This window comes from Derxia gummosa DSM 723 (genome assembly GCF_000482785.1).
In the GTDB taxonomy this organism is placed as follows: Bacteria; Pseudomonadota; Gammaproteobacteria; order Burkholderiales; family Burkholderiaceae_E; genus Derxia; species Derxia gummosa.
The window spans coordinates 39,474-55,830 of the sequence record NZ_KI519499.1 but is presented as its reverse complement, the minus strand read 5'-3'; the positions used below and the strand labels follow the sequence as shown (position 1 = coordinate 55,830).

At 65.6% G+C, this 16,357-nt stretch carries 14 protein-coding genes and 1 tRNA gene; 8 read left to right on the top strand and 7 right to left on the bottom strand.

Translation table 11 applies throughout. The features are described 5' to 3' along the window. The first annotated feature begins 72 nt into the window (after window positions 1-72). Window positions 73-1,158, top strand: a complete 1,086-nt coding sequence (gene pbpG / locus H566_RS26075) for a D-alanyl-D-alanine endopeptidase (RefSeq protein ID WP_051378939.1) — start codon at window positions 73-75, stop codon at window positions 1,156-1,158. A gap of 155 nt (window positions 1,159-1,313) precedes the next feature. Here pbpG and H566_RS0117735 read toward each other — a convergent pair whose 3' ends face one another. From H566_RS0117735 to H566_RS26070, 6 genes are all read right to left on the bottom strand, one after another. Continuing rightward, window positions 1,314-2,060: an IclR family transcriptional regulator gene (locus H566_RS0117735; RefSeq protein ID WP_051378938.1), complete on the bottom strand. Its 747-nt coding sequence runs from the start codon at window positions 2,058-2,060 to the stop codon at window positions 1,314-1,316. 313 nt (window positions 2,061-2,373) lie between these two features. After that, on the bottom strand, window positions 2,374-2,955 hold the full coding sequence (locus H566_RS0117730) for a 2'-5' RNA ligase family protein (RefSeq protein WP_028312489.1): 582 nt from the start codon (window positions 2,953-2,955) through the stop codon (window positions 2,374-2,376). Between the two features lie 173 nt (window positions 2,956-3,128). Then, window positions 3,129-4,166 carry a quinone-dependent dihydroorotate dehydrogenase gene (locus tag H566_RS0117725; protein ID WP_034412166.1) on the bottom strand — a complete coding sequence of 346 codons (1,038 nt, stop codon included), beginning with the start codon at window positions 4,164-4,166 and terminating at the stop codon, window positions 3,129-3,131. 149 nt (window positions 4,167-4,315) lie between these two features. Next, the gene (locus H566_RS0117720; RefSeq protein WP_028312487.1) at window positions 4,316-5,077 is read right to left on the bottom strand and encodes an arginyltransferase; all 762 of its coding nucleotides are present in this window, start codon (window positions 5,075-5,077) and stop codon (window positions 4,316-4,318) included. A 47-nt stretch (window positions 5,078-5,124) separates the two neighbouring features. Next, window positions 5,125-5,874 (bottom strand): leucyl/phenylalanyl-tRNA--protein transferase, encoded by a 750-nt coding sequence (gene aat / locus H566_RS0117715; RefSeq protein WP_028312486.1) that lies wholly within the window; start codon window positions 5,872-5,874, stop codon window positions 5,125-5,127. A 12-nt stretch (window positions 5,875-5,886) separates the two neighbouring features. Next, window positions 5,887-6,450 (bottom strand): NUDIX hydrolase, encoded by a 564-nt coding sequence (locus tag H566_RS26070; RefSeq protein ID WP_034412164.1) that lies wholly within the window; start codon window positions 6,448-6,450, stop codon window positions 5,887-5,889. Window positions 6,451-6,528: 78 nt separating this feature from the next. Here H566_RS26070 and H566_RS0117705 point away from each other — a divergent pair. From H566_RS0117705 to H566_RS0117695, 3 genes are all read left to right on the top strand, one after another. Continuing rightward, window positions 6,529-6,605 (top strand) — tRNA-Met (locus H566_RS0117705). 291 nt (window positions 6,606-6,896) lie between these two features. Beyond that, complete coding sequence (tfpB, locus tag H566_RS0117700; RefSeq protein ID WP_028312485.1) at window positions 6,897-8,690, top strand: type IV pilus assembly ATPase TfpB; 1,794 nt, start codon at window positions 6,897-6,899, stop codon at window positions 8,688-8,690. A 22-nt stretch (window positions 8,691-8,712) separates the two neighbouring features. Next, complete coding sequence (locus H566_RS0117695; RefSeq protein WP_028312484.1) at window positions 8,713-9,171, top strand: SixA phosphatase family protein; 459 nt, start codon at window positions 8,713-8,715, stop codon at window positions 9,169-9,171. Window positions 9,172-9,262: 91 nt separating this feature from the next. Here the strand turns inward: H566_RS0117695 and ppx are convergent, their stop codons facing one another. Beyond that, window positions 9,263-10,816 carry an exopolyphosphatase gene (ppx, locus tag H566_RS0117690; RefSeq protein WP_028312483.1) on the bottom strand — a complete coding sequence of 518 codons (1,554 nt, stop codon included), beginning with the start codon at window positions 10,814-10,816 and terminating at the stop codon, window positions 9,263-9,265. A 218-nt stretch (window positions 10,817-11,034) separates the two neighbouring features. On the opposite strand from ppx, the gene ppk1 reads away from it, so the two are divergent. The 4 genes from ppk1 to pstA all read left to right on the top strand — a co-directional run bounded on the left by ppk1 (window position 11,035) and on the right by pstA (window position 16,323). Next, the gene (ppk1, locus tag H566_RS0117685; RefSeq protein WP_028312482.1) at window positions 11,035-13,167 is read left to right on the top strand and encodes a polyphosphate kinase 1; all 2,133 of its coding nucleotides are present in this window, start codon (window positions 11,035-11,037) and stop codon (window positions 13,165-13,167) included. A gap of 129 nt (window positions 13,168-13,296) precedes the next feature. Beyond that, a complete protein-coding gene (gene pstS, locus H566_RS0117680) occupies window positions 13,297-14,337 on the top strand; it encodes a phosphate ABC transporter substrate-binding protein PstS (protein ID WP_034412162.1) in 1,041 nt (346 codons plus the stop codon). Window positions 14,338-14,446: 109 nt separating this feature from the next. Next, window positions 14,447-15,433 carry a phosphate ABC transporter permease PstC gene (pstC, locus tag H566_RS0117675; protein ID WP_028312480.1) on the top strand — a complete coding sequence of 329 codons (987 nt, stop codon included), beginning with the start codon at window positions 14,447-14,449 and terminating at the stop codon, window positions 15,431-15,433. Beyond that, a complete protein-coding gene (pstA, locus tag H566_RS0117670) occupies window positions 15,430-16,323 on the top strand; it encodes a phosphate ABC transporter permease PstA (protein ID WP_028312479.1) in 894 nt (297 codons plus the stop codon). The genes pstC and pstA overlap by 4 nt, the downstream gene beginning before the upstream one ends. The last annotated feature ends 34 nt before the right edge of the window (window positions 16,324-16,357 follow it).

The following is a 16,357-nucleotide window of genomic DNA, read 5'->3' as shown; positions in this document are numbered from 1 at the left end:
CCGCCCGTGATTCAGGATTCACACGGCACCGAATTCGGAGATTCATTCATGCAAATGCGCATATCGCTAGCCATGCTGATCTGGCTTCTCTGTCTGATCATGGTGCTTGGCTACATGTCGGGAGAAGCGCAGGCCGCCACGGCCGATTCGCGAACCACGACCAGCAAGGTTTCCAAGGCGAAAGCCGCCGTCGAAAGGGTCAGGACCTCGGTCCGCCCGGCCCGCAAGCAGGATCGTCGTGTCGCGATCCCTGGCAGCTCCCGAAGCAATACCGCCCAGGTCGCCCGCATCCAGCGCGCCGCCTATCAACCGCCCGCAGTGCTGTCGCAGGGCCGCGTGCTTGGCCTGCATCAGGCCGACAATCCGCTCGATCTCAAGTCCAGCGTCGCGCTCGTCGTCGATCAGGCCACCGGCACGCCGCTGTTCGAGAAGAACGCCGACGCCGTGCTGCCCATCGCGTCGATCAGCAAGCTCATGACCGCCCTGGTCGTGACCGATGCCCGCCTGCCGCTCGACGAGGAAATCGAGATCACGACCGACGACATCGACACCAACAAGCACACCAGCTCGCGCCTGCGCCCCGGCACCCGCATGACGCGCGAGGACGCGCTGCATCTGGCCCTGATGGCTTCGGAGAACCGCGCGGCTTCCGCGCTCGGTCGCCACTATCCCGGGGGGCTGCCGGCCTTCGTCGCGGCGATGAATGCCAAGGCGCAGCTGCTCGGCATGCATGACACGCATTTCGTCGAGCCCACTGGTCTGTCGAGCAGCAACCAGTCGAGTGCGCGTGATCTGTCGCGCATGGTCATGGCTGCCTATCGCGTGCCACTCATCCGCGATTTCACGACCAGCCCCACGCATGCGATCACTGATGGCAAGCGCACGATCGAGTTCCACAACACCAACCGTCTGGTCGATCGTCCGGACTGGAGCATCGGTGTGCAGAAGACCGGCTACATCTCCGAGGCTGGCCAGTGCCTCGTCATGCAGGCCACCATTGACGCTCGTCCGGTCGTGATGGTGCTGCTCGATGCCCAAGGCAAGTATTCGCGCTTCGGTGACGCGGGCCGCATCCGTGACTGGCTGGTGCGTCATCCGGCCGTGGCCGAGACACCCGCACCGGCGGCGCCGCGTGCCACGGTGGCGCGTCCGGGCTGACGCATCCAATCAAACGCCGCATTGCGGCGGCCGTAAATGCAACGGGAGCGCAGTGCCAACAAGGCATTGCGCTCCCGTTTTTTTTGCTGTCGCCCCGGAGCATGAAGGCCGGTCGAAATCTCCGTATTGCCGTACCTGAACGAGGGAAGTCGGAATCAGGCGGCCTGCTGCGATCCGTCGTGGCTCGGTGTATAGCCGAGTGCCTTGGAGATTTCTTCCGCCGTGCTGGTCAGCAATTGCACCCAGTCCTCCTGAAGGCGATCGGCCGGGGCCGAAATCGACAGGCCCGCGACCAGCTTGCCCTGATCGTCTCGAATGCCCGCCGCAATGCAGCGCACGCCAAGCTCGAGTTCCTCGTTGTCGCGGGAATAGCCGCGGCTGCGGGTATGGGCGAGTTCGCGTTCGAGCTTGGTGAGATCGGTGATGCTGTTGACGGTGGTACCGGTCAGGCCGGTACGCATCGCGTAATTGCGCACGTTCTTCGGGTCATCCACCGATAGGAAGAGCTTGCCGACCGAGGTGAGGTGCAGCGGGGCACGACCGCCGATGGCGCGCACCACCTGCATGCCGCTGCGTTCGGCATAGGCGCGCTCGATATAGACGATCTCGTCGCTCTGGCGTACCGACAGGTTGACGGTCTGGCCGGTGCGGTAATGCAGGCGCCGCATATGCGGCAGCGCGGCTTCACGCACCGACAACCGGGCTTTCACCAGATTGCCCAACTCCAGCAGGCGCATGCCCAGCTTGTACATGCCGGGCTCGACGCGGTCGACGAAGCGGCAGGCAACCATGTCGTTGAGAAGGCGGTGCGCGGTCGAGGGATGCAGTCCGGTTTCGGCGGAAAGCTGCTTCAGGCTGGCCGGATCCGGCTGTCCTGCGAGTGCGTCAAGCAGACGCATCATCCGTTCGATGACCTGCACGGAGGTGATGGAGTTGCGCTCTTTGCCCTTGGGTGCTGCGGCCGGAGCTTTTTCCTCCGGAATCGGGCTGGACGGAATATTCATTGGTTTGACCTCAAAAGCGCACCTAGGCGACGTAGGAGTTTAGGTAACCGATTCTAGTGCTCCCATCTCTTCCGCTCAGCGGCGATATTCGGCCGTTATCCGGTCCACTTTTCGGGTTCCGGAAAGGCCCTTCAGCGCCAATCGTGCTGGCGCATTGCGAAATGCGCAATATGAAAAGCTGCCCCAGTTCCTGGATGCCCTGAAAGTCGAATCAACTCAATGGAAATTCAGCGATTGCCTCGTAACGGCGCAGTCCGCCTTCGCCGGATGCGGCGTAAAGGCCGATTGCGCGCGGTTTGAACACCACCTTGTCATCGCTGGCCTGATTGCGAACCGGATGTGCCGGACGCCTTGCATTGCGCACCAGCGTGACGTGAGGATGGAAGGGCTTGCTATCGAATTCAATCGAAAGTAAGTGCAAGTTATTGCTAAGGAATTCTCTTAGGCCAATTAACGCGGGCGGCGTGTCGGCGGCGGCGATGGTGGCCGCGTTTCCGAAATTGATCGGCCGGTCAAGCACGCAGTCGAGACCGTGTTCATCCTCGATCGAGGCCTCGCGCACCAGTCGCGCGAGCAGGTCGGAGCAGTGCCTGACATGGTCCGGCGCGGCCGGGCCAACGAAGGCGAGGGTGAGATGGAAGCTGTCGGGCCGCATCAGGCGCGGGCCGCGCGGACTGGTGGCGGCCAGCCGGCCGAGCCGCAGCCAGCGCTCCTGCACCTTGACGAGTGCGTCGCGCGTGGTCTGGTCGGGCCAGAGGGCGAAGAAGATGCGGTTGTCGGAATCCTCGGTCATGGGTCGCTGCACGGATGAGTGCCGTCGGCAGTCCATCCAGACCGAGAGCCGCGGCGATACGAGGTATCGCCGCTGGTGCGCACCGTGAGGGACCGGCGACGGCCGAGTAGTAGGTGCGACTCAGATTGCGGGCGTGACGCCGGGCCTTGCGCCGGGCGTTACGTTCTCTTGCATCAGACTCGCGTGCGCAGCGCGCGTGCGCAGTCGGCGACCAGTTCGGGGCCGCGATAGATGAGGCCGGTATAGACCTGCACGAGTCTGGCTCCGGCAGCGATCTTGTCGGCGGCATCCTGGCCACCGAAGATGCCGCCCACGCCGATGATCGGTAGCGCGTTGCCCAGACGGGCGTGCAGCGCGGCGATCACGCGGTCGCTGCCGGCCTTGACCGGCGCGCCCGACAGGCCGCCCGCTTCGTCGGCATGGCGCAGGCCCTTGACGGCGTCGCGTGCGAGCGTGGTGTTGGTGGCAATCACGCCGTCGACGCGGTGCTGCACGAGCAGGTCAGCGATACGGGCGATCTGCTCGCTGTCGAGGTCGGGGGCGATCTTGAGCGCGAGTGGGATGCGCTTGCCGTGCTGGTCGGCGAGGCGGTCGCGGCGCTCCATCAGCGCGGCGAGCAGGGCATCGAGTTCATCACCGCCCTGGAGTTGACGCAGATTCTTGGTGTTGGGCGAGCTGATGTTGACCGTGACATAGCTCGCATACGGATACACGCGCTCCAGGCAATGGAGATAGTCGTCAGCGGCCTTCTCGATCGGCGTGCCGGCGTTCTTGCCGATGTTGAGCCCGAGCACGCCGCCCTGCTGATAGAAGCGCGAGCGCTGCACGTTGCGCACGAAGGCATCGACACCGCCGTTGTTGAAGCCCATCCGGTTGATGATCGCGTTGGCCTCGGGCAGGCGGAACAGGCGCGGCTGGGCGTTGCCGGCCTGGGGCTTGGGCGTGACCGTACCCACCTCGATGAAGCCGAAGCCCATGCGCGATAGCGCGTCGATGTGCTCGCCGTCCTTGTCGAGACCAGCGGCAAGCCCGACCGGATTGGGAAAACGGATGCCCATGACCTCGCGCGCATCCTCGGCGATGCGCTGCTGCATCAGGCAGCCGGGCAGGCCGAGCTTCTCCAGCGTGTCGAGACTGCCGAAGGCGACGTGGTGGGCCTTTTCGGGGTCGAGCAGGAAAAGCAGCGGGCGAGCCAGGGAATAAAGCGACATGACGGCGATCGGATGGCGGAACGGGGCGCGGATTGTAGGCCAGCGCCGGCCTGTCACCGCTGGCCGCCCGTCATCCTGCTTACCGGGAGCCGAGAGCCGGGAGCCGTCACCCGACATCTCCTCGGCGCCGGGTCACGCAGGCATGACGGCTAGCCCGCCAGTCCTTCAGGCAGCGCGAGCGGCTGCCAGCGGCCATTGACATAGCTTTCCATCGGCCGAAAACGCGCCTTGTAGGCCATCTTGGGTGAGCCGGCGATCCAGTAGCCCAGGTAGAGATGCGGCAGTTGCATCGCCATGCATTGTTCGATTTGCCAGACGATGTTGTACGTGCCGTAGCTGGCGCCCACCGCATCAGGGTCGTAGAAGGTGTAGACCGACGACAGCCCGTCGCTCAGCACGTCGATGATGCTCACCATGCGCAGCGCACCGGCCTCGGGGCTGCCTGCGGGCTCGCGGAATTCGACCAGCCGAGTATTCACTTTGCTTTGCAGCAGGAACTGGGCGTACTGATCGCGCGAATCGTTGTCCATGCCGCCGCCCGCGTGACGTGCGTTCTGGTAGCGCACGTACAGGTCGTAATGCTCGGTATCGAACACCAATCGCAAGACGCGCGCTTCGAGCTGTTGGTGATCGCGCTTCGCACGGCGCTGAGCCCGGGAGGGTGCGTACTGCTCGACCGGGATGCGCACCGGGATGCATTCGCGGCAGCCGTCGCAGTAAGGGCGGTAGGTGAACAGCCCGGAACGCCGGAATCCCACGCGCACGAGTTCGGAATAGGTCTCGGCGTGGATCAGGTGGGAAGGCGTCGCGACCTGGGAACGTGCCTGTCGGCCCGGCAGGTAGCTGCACGGATAGGGTGCCGTCGCATAGAACTGGAGCGCGGCAAAGGGCAGTTCCTTGAGATGACTCATTCGCGCGTTCGACTGGTGGATCGGCGCTGCCGCCGACGGGTTTGCGACTAGACCAGCGGGATCGCGAGACGTTCGGGCCAATGCTCCGGCGCGGGCATCGCGACCAGCTCCGCCAACTCGGCACAGAAGCGTTCGCGCGGAATCTCGTGGGCCCCGAGCGATGCCAGATGACGGGTGTTCTGCTGGCAGTCTAGCATCCGGAAATCTTGCGTCCGGAGCCAGAAAACCAGGGCGGCAAGCCCGATTTTCGAGGCGTCGCTCCGGCGTGCAAACATGGATTCCCCGAAGAACATGCGCCCGATCGACACGCCGTAGCCGCCTCCCGCCAGTTCGCCGTCGAACCAGGTCTCGAAGGAATGCGCATGGCCCATGCGATGCAGCTCGCCATAGGCGGCGATCATCCCGTCGGTGATCCAGGTGCCATCCTGGCCGTGACGCAGACTGCCGGCACAGGCGCGCATCACGGCGGTGAAGTCATGGTCAAGACGCACTTCCCAGCGCGGATCGCGGGCGCAGGCACGCAGCGTCTTGGCGAAGGAGCGATGGACCCGGAACTCGTCCACATACAGCGCCATGCGCGGATCGGTGCTCCACCACAGCACCGGCTGGCCCTCCGAAAACCACGGGAAGATGCCCTTGCCGTAGGCATCCAGCAGCATGCGGGCATCCAGATCGAGGCCGGCGGCGACCAGCCCGGGCATCTCGCTGAACGGTCCGAGAGCCTTTGATGCCATCGGGAAGACATCGCCCGATTCGATCCACGGCACGGCCGAGCGGCCGATGCGCAGTTGACGCATCTCGGTCCGCCCTCAGAGCGGGCCGTGGGGCGCATGCGGCGCATGCGCGGGCTGGACCCGCCCCGTGTGCAGCATGAAAGTGCCTTGGCGCAGATCGTCAAAGAAGGCGCGCAAGGTCATCGCGGTGGTGCGGAAGGCGATGTCATCCCAGGGAATCTCGTTCTCGGCAAACATGCGCACCTCAAGGCTTTCGGGGCCGGGCGCGAAGTCGAGGCTCAGGAGTCTGGCCAGATAGAAGACGTGTACCTGGTGTACGTGCACGACATCGAGCACCGAAAACAGCGGGCCGATTTCGACTCGGGCGCCTGCTTCCTCATCGGTTTCGCGCAGCGCGCCTTCGGAAAGGGTTTCGCCGTTTTCCATGAAACCGCCGGGCAGGGTCCAGAAGCCGTGGCGCGGCTCGATGGCTCGTCGGCAGAGGAGGACTCGCTGGCCCTCGTAGGGCAGGGTGCCGAGTACGAGCTTGGGATTGGCGTAGTGAATGGTTCCGCAGTTGTCGCAGCAATGACGAATGCGGTTGTCCCCGTCGGGAATGCGCATCGACAAGGCATGGCCGCAGTGGGAGCAGTAGTTCATTCGGGCGGGTCTTTCGGGCGTGGCGGCCGGCTCGTTTGCCTGAGGGGATGGCACGTACTATAATCGCGGTCTTCCAGACGCGGGGTGGAGCAGTCTGGCAGCTCGTCGGGCTCATAACCCGAAGGTCACAGGTTCAAATCCTGTCCCCGCAACCAGATTCGAAAAGCCCCGACCGGTATTTCCGGTCGGGGCTTTTTCATTGCGGCCCGCGGCCGATGGCTGCTGCCGTGATGGCGCGCGGTGGCGTCGGGCCGATCGGCATGCGAGGCGCGACGTCTTTGCGGCGCGCAAGGACGTCGCGATATGCCCCCGGACTTGCCGCCCAGATCGCCGATTGCCGGCAATGCCCGCGTGGCACCATCACCGGCATGTCACTCGCACGCATCACGCCCGTCATGAACGGCGATTCCGCCGGTGCCCGCACCGTTCCCATCTCGCTCAAGGCAATGCTGCGCGGCCGGCGGCTGCCGCTCGACCAGCTGGTCGAGCAGTTGCTGGCCCAGGGCTGGATCGTTGAGGGCGACATCGAGGCGATCCGGCGCGTGCCGGTCACGAGCGCGCGCGCGCTGCATCCGATCGACACCGTGGCCGACGCGCGCCTGCGCGTGGCCTCGGGCACACGGGCGGGCGAGATGCTGAGCGCCGATGTCATCTGCGAATGGCTCGCGGGGCAGACCGGCCTCGGCTACTTCCACATCGACCCGCTCAAGGTCGATTTCACGCGCATCGCCGAAGTGATGAGCAGCGCCTACGCGACGCGCTACGGCGTGCTGCCGGTGGAGGTGCGCGGCAACGACATCTTCGTGGCGACCTGCGAACCGGGCCTGGACGACTGGGTCGCGCCGATCGAGAAGGCGACGCGCAAGACCGTGCGCCGGGTCATCGCCAATCCGCGCGACATCGAGCGCTACACGGTCGAGTTCTACAACCTCGCGCGCTCGGTCAAGGGGGCGAGCCGGGTCAACCACGGCGGCTCGTCGAGCAACAATTTCGAGCAGCTCATCCAGATCGGCGCGCAGCTCGCGAGCGGCAACCGCGCGATCGACCAGAACGACGCCCACATCGTCCAGATCGTCGATTGGCTGTGGCAGTACGCCTTCGAGCAGCGCGCGAGTGACATCCATCTCGAACCCAAGCGCGAGATCGGCGTCGTCCGCTTCCGCATCGACGGCGTGCTGCATCAGGTCTATCAGGTGCCGACGGCGGTCATGTCGGCGATGGTGGCGCGCATCAAGCTGCTCGGCCGCATGGACGTGGTGGAAAAGCGCCGCCCGCTCGACGGCCGGATCAAGACCAAGACGCCGGCCGGCAACGAGGTGGAGCTGCGGCTTTCGACGCTGCCGACCGCTTTCGGCGAAAAGCTCGTGATGCGGATCTTCGATCCCGACGTGCTGGTGCGCGACTTTGCCGCGCTCGGCTTCGGCGAGGACGACGCCGCGCGCTGGACGCAGATGACCTCGCGGCCGCACGGCATCATTCTCGTGACCGGTCCGACCGGCTCGGGCAAGACCACCACGCTCTACTCGACGCTCAAGCTGCTCGCGACCGACGAGGTGAACGTCTGCACGGTCGAAGACCCGATCGAGATGGTCGAGCCGGCCTTCAACCAGATGCAGGTCCAGCACGGCATCGACCTGAGCTTCGCCGACGGCGTGCGCGCGCTGATGCGCCAGGACCCGGACATCATCATGGTGGGCGAGATCCGCGACCTCGAAACCGCCGAAACCGCCATCCAGGCCGCGCTCACCGGCCATCTCGTGCTGAGCACGCTGCACACCAACGACGCGCCGAGCGCCGTGTCACGGCTGCTGGAACTGGGCGTGCCGGCCTATCTGCTGAACGCGACGCTGCTCGGCGTGCTCGCGCAGCGGCTCGTGCGCACCTTGTGCCCGGAGTGCAAGCGCCCGGCCACCGCGGAGGAGCGCCCGGGCGAGTCCGAATGGAACGATTTCATCTCGCCCTGGAAGGCGCCGCCGCCGTCGCAGGTCTATCGGCCGGTCGGCTGCCTTGAGTGCCGCATGACCGGTTACCGGGGGCGTTCGGGCATTTACGAACTGCTCGTGATGAGCGAGCGTCTGAAGTCCTTCGTCCATGCCGCGCCCGACATCTCGGCCATGCGACACGCCGCGATCCGCGAGGGCATGCGCCCCTTGCGGGTTGGCGGCGCGCGCAAGATCGCCCAAGGGCTCACGACCTTCGAGGAAGTGCTCAAGTGCGTGCCGCCGGCGGACGTGACCTGACCTTTCTCGCAGGAATCCCGACATGCATCTCTTCATCTGGCGTCACGCCGAAGCCGAGGATGACAACCCTGAGGGCGACCTCGGCCGCAAGCTCAACGCACGGGGCCATGCCCAGGCGGCGCAATCGGCGGACTGGGTGCGCGCGATCGCCAAGGCACGTGCGCTCGCGCCAGCGGTCGTCGCCAGCCCGGCGGTACGCACGCGCGAGACGGCCACGGCTTTTTCGTCGAGCTTTCGCGTCGAGCCGGCGATCGCGCCGGACGCCGATCCGGCGCGCTACTTCGATTTGATGCGTGACGATGCCGACTCGCTCGTGATCGTCGGCCACCAGCCGACCTGTGGCCAGGTGATCGCGCGGCTGCTCACCGGCCGCGACGGTCACGTGAGCGTGCGCAAGTCGGCCGTGTGGTGGTTCCAGTTGCGTCACCAGAGTCGCGGCGACGCCCCGGTGGTGCTGCGCGGGATGTTTTCGCCGGACTGAACGGCCGAGGCGGCGGCGACTTGCACCTGCCGAGCCGAGCGCCTGCGGCACGCAGCGCGCGCCGCCATGGGTGACGGCGACCGCGGCGGTTTCAGGCCTGCGGTTCCAGCCGTTTCACCTTGAGCGTGAAGCCGACCTTCTCCCACTCCGCCATCTCCTGCTCCAGCGTGTAGTCGGTAAGCGGATGGCCATCGAGCCACGTGCCGTCGAAGCCGAGCACGAAGCCATTGGCCGCCACCTCCAGTTCGACCGGCGGCAGCTCGATCTCGACCCTGCGCCGGAACAGCAGCACGGCAATGCGCAGGCAGGCGATGCGGATCCAGTCCACGCGCGATTGCTTGCGGCCTTCGAGCGCCGCGCGCAGCTTCGGCAGCTTGCCGGCGTGGCCGAGCAGTAGCGTTGCCAGTTCGGCCTGCTCGCGCTTGGAGAAGCCCGGCATGTCGGCATTGCCGACGATGTAGGCCGAATGCTTGTGGTATCCGGCGTGCGAGATCGACAGCCCGACCTCGTGCAGGTCGCCAGCCCAGCGCAGGAAGCGCAGATGCGCCTCCAGCTCGTCTCCCGTCACCACGCCGGTCGACTGGAACAGCCGCACCGCCAACTCGCCCACGCGCGCGGCCTGCGACCGATCGACGCCGTAGCGCTCCTGGAACTGCGCCACGGTCACGACACGCATGTCGTGGCTCTGGCCGCGACCGATCAGGTCGTACATCACGCCCAGGCGCAGCGCGTTGTCGCAGGTGTGCATGCGTTCGATGCCCAGCTCGTTGAACACCGCGTTCATGATCGCGAAGCCGCCCAGCAGTACCGGCAGCCGATCGGGCTTGAGGCCGTCGAGCTTGAGCTTATTGACATTGCCGGCGCGCAGCAGCTCGGCGCGCAGCGCGTCCATGCCTTCGCGCGTGATCATTCCCTGCGGCGCGGCGGCGCCGTTGCCGAGGTTGTTGAGCTGGATGAGTTCGGCCAGCGCATTGGCCGTGCCGGCCGAGCCGACCGCCTGTTCCCAGCCCTTCTGGCGATAGGTGCGCGAGATGACCTGGATCTCGCGCTGGGCGGCGAGTTCGGCTTCCTTGAGACTGTGGCGATCGATCTCGCCGTCGCGGAAGAAGTTGCGCGACCAGCTCACGCAGCCGAGATAGAGGCTTTCCATCAGCTCGGGTTCGTAGCCCCGGCCGATCACGAATTCGGTCGAGCCGCCGCCGATGTCGACCACGAGGCGGCGACCGGGGGCGGAATTCTCGTCGGCCATCGGCAGCGCGTGCGCGACACCCACGTACACCAGACGCGCTTCCTCGCGGCCCGCAATGACTTCGAGCGGGAAGCCCATCAGCTCTTCGGCCTGACGCAAGAAGAGCGGCGCGTTCTTGGCGACGCGCAGCGTGTTGGTGGCGACCGCGCGCACCTGCTCGGGATGGAAGGAGCGCAGCCGCTCGCCGAAGCGGGCGAGGGCGGCGAGACCGCGCTCGAAGGCTGCGTCGTCGAGGATCTTGTCCTTCGACAGGCCGGCGGCGAGACGCACCGTCTCCTTGAGCGAGTCGAGCGGGTAGATCTGCTTGCCGTGGGAGGTCTCGACGACGCGGGCGACCAGCAGCCGGAAGCTGTTGGAGCCGCAGTCCACGGAGGCAATGAGGGACGGATCCGACATCTGGCGCGAGGCGAATGGGAATGAAAAAGAGCCGCGTAGCGGGCCTTGCAGGAGGCGCGCAATAGTGCGCCGCAGCAGTCGCGGAAATTATGACAGCAGGCTTTCCCGGCTCGATCGGGGCTTGCAGCCACGGCGACAATTCATCAAATCGTCATGAAAAGCTGGAACCCTTCCGTAAGCTCAAGGCAAGCATTCGCCTCGCCAGTCACGGAAGAGTCATGGACAGAAGCCCACAACAACTCAACGAAGGCGTTCCGCAGTTGCTCAACCGCGAAATCGGCATCCTGAAATTCAACGAGCGCGTGCTTGCGATGGCGGAAGACCCGACGGTCCCGCTGCTCGAGCGGCTCAAGTACCTCTGCATCGTTTCCAGCAATCTCGACGAGTTCTTCGAGATCCGCGTATCGGGCCTGAAGGCCCAGGTGCGCACCGATCCGAGCTTCGTGCTGGAAGACGGCAAGACGGTGGCCGAGACGATGCGCATCGTCTCGGAGCAGGCGCATGCGCTGGTCGCGCGCCAGTACGCCTTCTACAACGAGGTGCTGGTGCCGGCGCTGGAGCGCGAGGGCATCGTCTTCCACGTCACGGCCACCTGGAACGAGGCGCACGCCAAATTTGCGCGCGAGTACTTCGAGCGCGAGGTGCTGCCGATCCTCACGCCCATCGCGATCGATCCGGCGCGGCCGTTTCCGCGCGTGCTGAACAAGTCGCTCAATTTCGCGATCGAGCTGTCGGGCAAGGACGCGTTCGGGCGCAATTCGGGCATAGCGATCGTGCAGGCGCCGCGTGCGCTGCCGCGGCTCATCCAGGTGCCGCGCGAGATCAGCGGCTATCCGCACGGGCTGATGCTGCTGACGTCGGTGATGCAGGGTTGCGTCGGCTCGCTGTTCCCGGGCATGGAGATCAAGGGCATCTACCAGTTCAGGTGCACGCGCAACTCCGACCTGTTCATTGACGACGAGGAAGTGACCAATCTGCGCGAGGCGCTCAAGGGCGAGCTGTCGCAGCGCCAGTTCGGCGATGCGGTGCGGCTGGAGCTGTCGGACAACTGCTCGACGTCGATGCGCGAATACCTGTGCAAGCAGTTCGGCCTGACCAGCGAGCACGTGTTTCCGGTGGGTGGGCCGGTCAACCTCGTGCGGCTGATGCAGGTGGCCGATCTGATCGACCGCCCCGAGCTCAAGTACCGGCCCTTCGTGCCGGGCCTGCCCGAGCCTATCCGCAAGGGCGAGGCCAAGCAGCGCGACCTGTTCAAGATCATCGCCAAGCAGGATGTGCTGGTTCATCACCCCTACCAGAGCTTCACGCCGGTGCTCGACTTCGTGCGGCAGGCGGTCAACGACCCGAACGTCGTCGCGATCAAGCAGACCATCTACCGCACCGGCAACCAGAGCGAGCTGATGGAACTGCTGGTGCAGGCGGCGCGCATGGGCAAGGAAGTGACGGTGGTGCTGGAGCTGCTCGCGCGCTTCGACGAGGAGACCAACATCAACTGGGCGGCGCGGCTGGAAGAGGCGGGCGCGCACGTGGTGTTCGGCGTGGTCGGCTACAAGACGCACGCCAAGCTGCTGTTCATCGTGCGCCGAGAGATCGGCCGCACCGGCGCCACCAAGCTCGTGCGCTATGCCCATCTGGGCACCGGCAACTACCACCCGCGCACGGCCAAGCTCTACACCGACTTCGGCCTGTTCACGTCCGACAACCAGATCTGCACCGACGTGCACGAGCTGTTCCAGCAGCTCACAGGCCTCGGGCGGCACCAGGCGCTCAAGCAGGTGTGGCAGTCGCCGTTCACGCTGCACGACAACGTGATTGCCGCGATCCGCAACGAGATCGCCCATGTGAAGGCGGGCGGCAAGGGCCGGATCATCGCGCGCATGAACGCGCTGCTCGAGGACAAGGTGATCGAGGCGCTGTACGAGGCGAGCCAGGCCGGCGTGAAGATCGACCTCATCGTGCGTGGCGTGTGCGCGCTGCGGCCGGGCGTGCCGGGGCTGTCCGACAACATCGTGGTGCGATCGATCATCGGGCGCTTTCTCGAACACAGCCGCGCGTTCTACTTCTTCGACAACGGCGCCGAGCGCGTCTATCTGTCGAGCGCCGACTGGATGGACCGCAACCTTTTCCGCCGCATCGAGGTCGCCTTCCCGATCACCGACAAGAAGCTCAAGCAACGCGTGATCGAGGAAGGTCTGACGACGCTGCTGGAAGACAACGCGCTAGCCTGGATCATGGACGGAGAGGGCAACTACACCCGCCTCGTGCCCGCCGAGGGCGAGAAGCGCCGTTCCACCCACGGCGTGCTGCTCGGCATGCTGGCCCAGCAGATCACGCCGCAACCCGCGACCTGACGCAGTGCCCGCGCGCCGTCCGACGGCCAGCGGGCCGTCGGGCTGCGCGACCGGGTCATGTCATTGGACTGTCACAAAGCCTGCATATCGTTCAGCGCAGGTTCATAGCCCTCCACCGAAAGGTTTTCCATGCTGAAGAAGTTCGTCCTGACCGCCGCCTTCGCCGCCATCGGCAGCGCCGCCGTTTCCGCGCATGCCGCCGAAGTCACCGGCGCCGGCGCGTCCTTCCCGGCCCCGCTGTACTCGCGCTGGGCGGCCGACTATCAGAAGGCCACGGGCAACAAGGTGAATTACCAGTCGATTGGTTCGTCGGGCGGTGTCAAGGCCATCACCGCGAAGACCGTCGATTTCGGCGCGTCGGACGCGCCAGTCAAGCCGGAAGACCTCGACAAGGCCGGTCTCGTGCAATTCCCGACCGCCATCGGCGGCATCGTGCCGGTGTTCAACATCGCCGGCGTGAAGCCGGGTGAACTGCACCTGACGGGCAAGGTCCTGGCCGACATCTTCCTGGGCAAGATCACCAAGTGGAACGACCCGGCCATCGCCTCGCTCAACCCAGGCCTCAAGCTGCCCGAGCAGGCCATCGCCACGGTGCACCGCGCCGACGGCTCGGGCACGACCAACGGCTTCACCGACTACCTGAGCAAGGTGTCGGAAGACTGGAAGGGCAAGGTCGGCACCGGCAACACCGTGAGCTGGCCCAACGGCATGGGCGGCAAGGGCAACGAAGGCGTCGCCTCGTTCGTGTCGCGCCTGCCGGGTTCGATCGGCTACGTCGAGTACTCGTATGCCAAGCAGACCAAGATGCCTTATGCGGCCTTGCAGAACGCCGCCGGCAACTTCGTGCAGCCCGACGACAAGACCTTCGCCGCCGCCGCCGCCGGCGCCGACTACGAGAAGGCCAAGTTCGCGGTCAACCTCAACAACCAGTCGGGCAAGGAAGCCTGGCCGATCACCTCGACCACCTTCATCCTCGTCTACAAGAACAGCGACAAGCCCGAGCAGACCGCCGAGGCGCTCAAGTTCTTCAACTGGGCCTATGCCAACGGCGCGAAGGCGGCCGAAGAACTCGATTACGTCGCGCTGCCGCCGGAAGTCGTCAAGCTGATCCAGAACCTCTGGACCACGACGGTCAAGGACGCTTCGGGCAAGGCGGTCGCTTTCAAGTAATGTCCGCACCGCCGGAGCCTCCGGGCTCCGGCGCCACTGCATGACGGCGACCGGTTGCGCACCGGTTTCCCCCCGGACACCGAAGCTCGCCGCACCTCCAGGACATCCCATGACCGAACCCAACCGCTCCGCCGGCCTGGCCACCCAGCCCAACACGGATCGCGCCTACAACGCCGCCGGCGACATGATCTTCGCCGGTGCCACGCGCGCTGCCGCCTCGCTCGTGCTGCTGGTGCTCGCCGGCATCATCGTCTCGCTCATCGTCGAAGCCTGGCCGGCCATCTCGCGCTTCGGCTTCAAGTTCCTCACCACGTCCACCTGGGACCCGGTCGAGGAGAACTTCGGTGCCCTCATCCCCATCTACGGCACGCTGCTGACGTCGATCATCGCGCTCGTCATCGCCGTGCCGGTCAGCTTCGGCATCGCGCTGTTCCTCACCGAACTGTCGCCGGTGTGGCTGCGCCAGCCGCTCGGAACCGCGATCGAACTGCTTGCCGCGATCCCGTCGATCGTCTACGGCATGTGGGGTCTGCTGGTGTTCGCGCCGGTGTTCTCGAGCTACTTCCAGATTCCGCTGCAAACCGTGCTCGGTCCGATTCCGGGCATCGGCTCGCTGGTCGAAGGCCCGCCGATCGGCATCGGCCTGCTGTGCGCCGGGATCATCCTGGCGATCATGATCATTCCCTTCATCGCCGCGGTGATGCGCGACGTGTTCGAGGTGACGCCGCCGATGCTCAAGGAAGCCGCCTACGGCGTCGGCTCGACCACCTGGGAAGTGGTATTCAAGGTGGTGCTGCCCTTCACCAAGACGGGCGTGATCGGCGGCGTGATGCTCGGCCTCGGCCGCGCGCTCGGCGAGACGATGGCCGTCACCTTCGTCATCGGCAACACCAACCTGCTCGACAGCCTGTCGCTGTACATGCCGGGCAATTCCATCACCTCGGCGCTGGCCAACGAGTTTGCCGAGTCGTCGGGCGTGCACACCGCCGCGCTGATGGAACTCGGCCTGCTGCTGTTCTTCATCACCTTTCTCGTGCTGTCGGCGTCGAAGCTGCTGCTTGCCAAGCTGCGCGCCGGTGAAGGAGCCCGCTCGTGAGCGCCGTCTTCCAACCGCAGGCGCCCGGGCGCGTCGATACCGCCCTGCGCGACGCGATGCATCGCAAGCGCAAGATCATCAACAACATCGCGCTTACGCTGTCGCTGTCGGCGATGGCCTTCGGGCTGGTGTGGCTGGTATGGATCCTGTTCACCACGCTGCAACTGGGCATCTCGGGCCTGAGCGTGTCGCTGTTCACCGAGTCGACGCCGGCGCCCAATGCCGACGTGGGCGGGCTGGCCAATGCCATCGTCGGCTCGGCCATCATGGTGCTGGCAGCAACCTTCGTCGGCACTCCGATCGGCGTGCTCGCGGGCGTCTACCTTGCCGAGTACGGCCAGCACACGCTGCTCGGCCGCGCGACGCGCTTCATCAACGACATCCTGCTGTCGGCGCCGTCCATCGTGATCGGCCTGTTCGTGTATGCGGTCGTGGTCGCGCGCAGCGGCCATTACTCGGGGCTGGCCGGCGTGCTCGCCCTGGCGCTGATCGTGATCCCGGTCGTCATCCGTACCACCGAGAACATGCTGCTGCTGGTGCCCAACGCGCTGCGCGAAGCCTCGTTCGCGCTCGGCATGCCGAAATGGCGCGTGATCTACAGCATCACGCTCAAGGCTTCGAGCGCCGGCATCGTGACCGGCGTGCTGCTCGCGGTGGCGCGCATTTCCGGCGAGACTGCGCCGCTGCTGTTCACGGCACTGTCAAACCAGTTCTTCAGCCTCGACATGTCCCAGCCGATGGCGAACCTGCCCGTCACGATCTTCAAGTTCGCGATGTCGCCGTTCGAGAACTGGCAGGCACTGGCCTGGGCTGGCGTGTTCCTGATCACGGTCAGCGTGCTGTGCATCAACGTTCTTGCCCGAACCCTGTTCGGCAAGAAGGAGTTCTGATCATGTTCGAAAGCAAACCGATGGACGTCACCCG

What these genes read in the sequence shown, in the direction of transcription:
- H566_RS0117720 (WP_028312487.1), bottom strand. Translation starts at nt 5,077, where the DNA reads ATGAGTCATCTCAAGGAACTGCCCTTTGCCGCGCTCCAGTTCTATGCG.
- pbpG (WP_051378939.1), top strand. Translation starts at nt 73, where the DNA reads ATGCTGATCTGGCTTCTCTGTCTGATCATGGTGCTTGGCTACATGTCG.
- H566_RS0117730 (WP_028312489.1), bottom strand. Translation starts at nt 2,955, where the DNA reads ATGACCGAGGATTCCGACAACCGCATCTTCTTCGCCCTCTGGCCCGAC.
- aat (WP_028312486.1), bottom strand. Translation starts at nt 5,874, where the DNA reads ATGCGTCAACTGCGCATCGGCCGCTCGGCCGTGCCGTGGATCGAATCG.
- H566_RS26070 (WP_034412164.1), bottom strand. Translation starts at nt 6,450, where the DNA reads ATGAACTACTGCTCCCACTGCGGCCATGCCTTGTCGATGCGCATTCCC.
- H566_RS0117725 (WP_034412166.1), bottom strand. Translation starts at nt 4,166, where the DNA reads ATGTCGCTTTATTCCCTGGCTCGCCCGCTGCTTTTCCTGCTCGACCCC.
- H566_RS0117695 (WP_028312484.1), top strand. Translation starts at nt 8,713, where the DNA reads ATGCATCTCTTCATCTGGCGTCACGCCGAAGCCGAGGATGACAACCCT.
- H566_RS0117735 (WP_051378938.1), bottom strand. Translation starts at nt 2,060, where the DNA reads ATGATGCGTCTGCTTGACGCACTCGCAGGACAGCCGGATCCGGCCAGC.
- ppx (WP_028312483.1), bottom strand. Translation starts at nt 10,816, where the DNA reads ATGTCGGATCCGTCCCTCATTGCCTCCGTGGACTGCGGCTCCAACAGC.
- pstS (WP_034412162.1), top strand. Translation starts at nt 13,297, where the DNA reads ATGCTGAAGAAGTTCGTCCTGACCGCCGCCTTCGCCGCCATCGGCAGC.
- tfpB (WP_028312485.1), top strand. Translation starts at nt 6,897, where the DNA reads ATGCTGCGCGGCCGGCGGCTGCCGCTCGACCAGCTGGTCGAGCAGTTG.
- pstC (WP_028312480.1), top strand. Translation starts at nt 14,447, where the DNA reads ATGACCGAACCCAACCGCTCCGCCGGCCTGGCCACCCAGCCCAACACG.
- ppk1 (WP_028312482.1), top strand. Translation starts at nt 11,035, where the DNA reads ATGGACAGAAGCCCACAACAACTCAACGAAGGCGTTCCGCAGTTGCTC.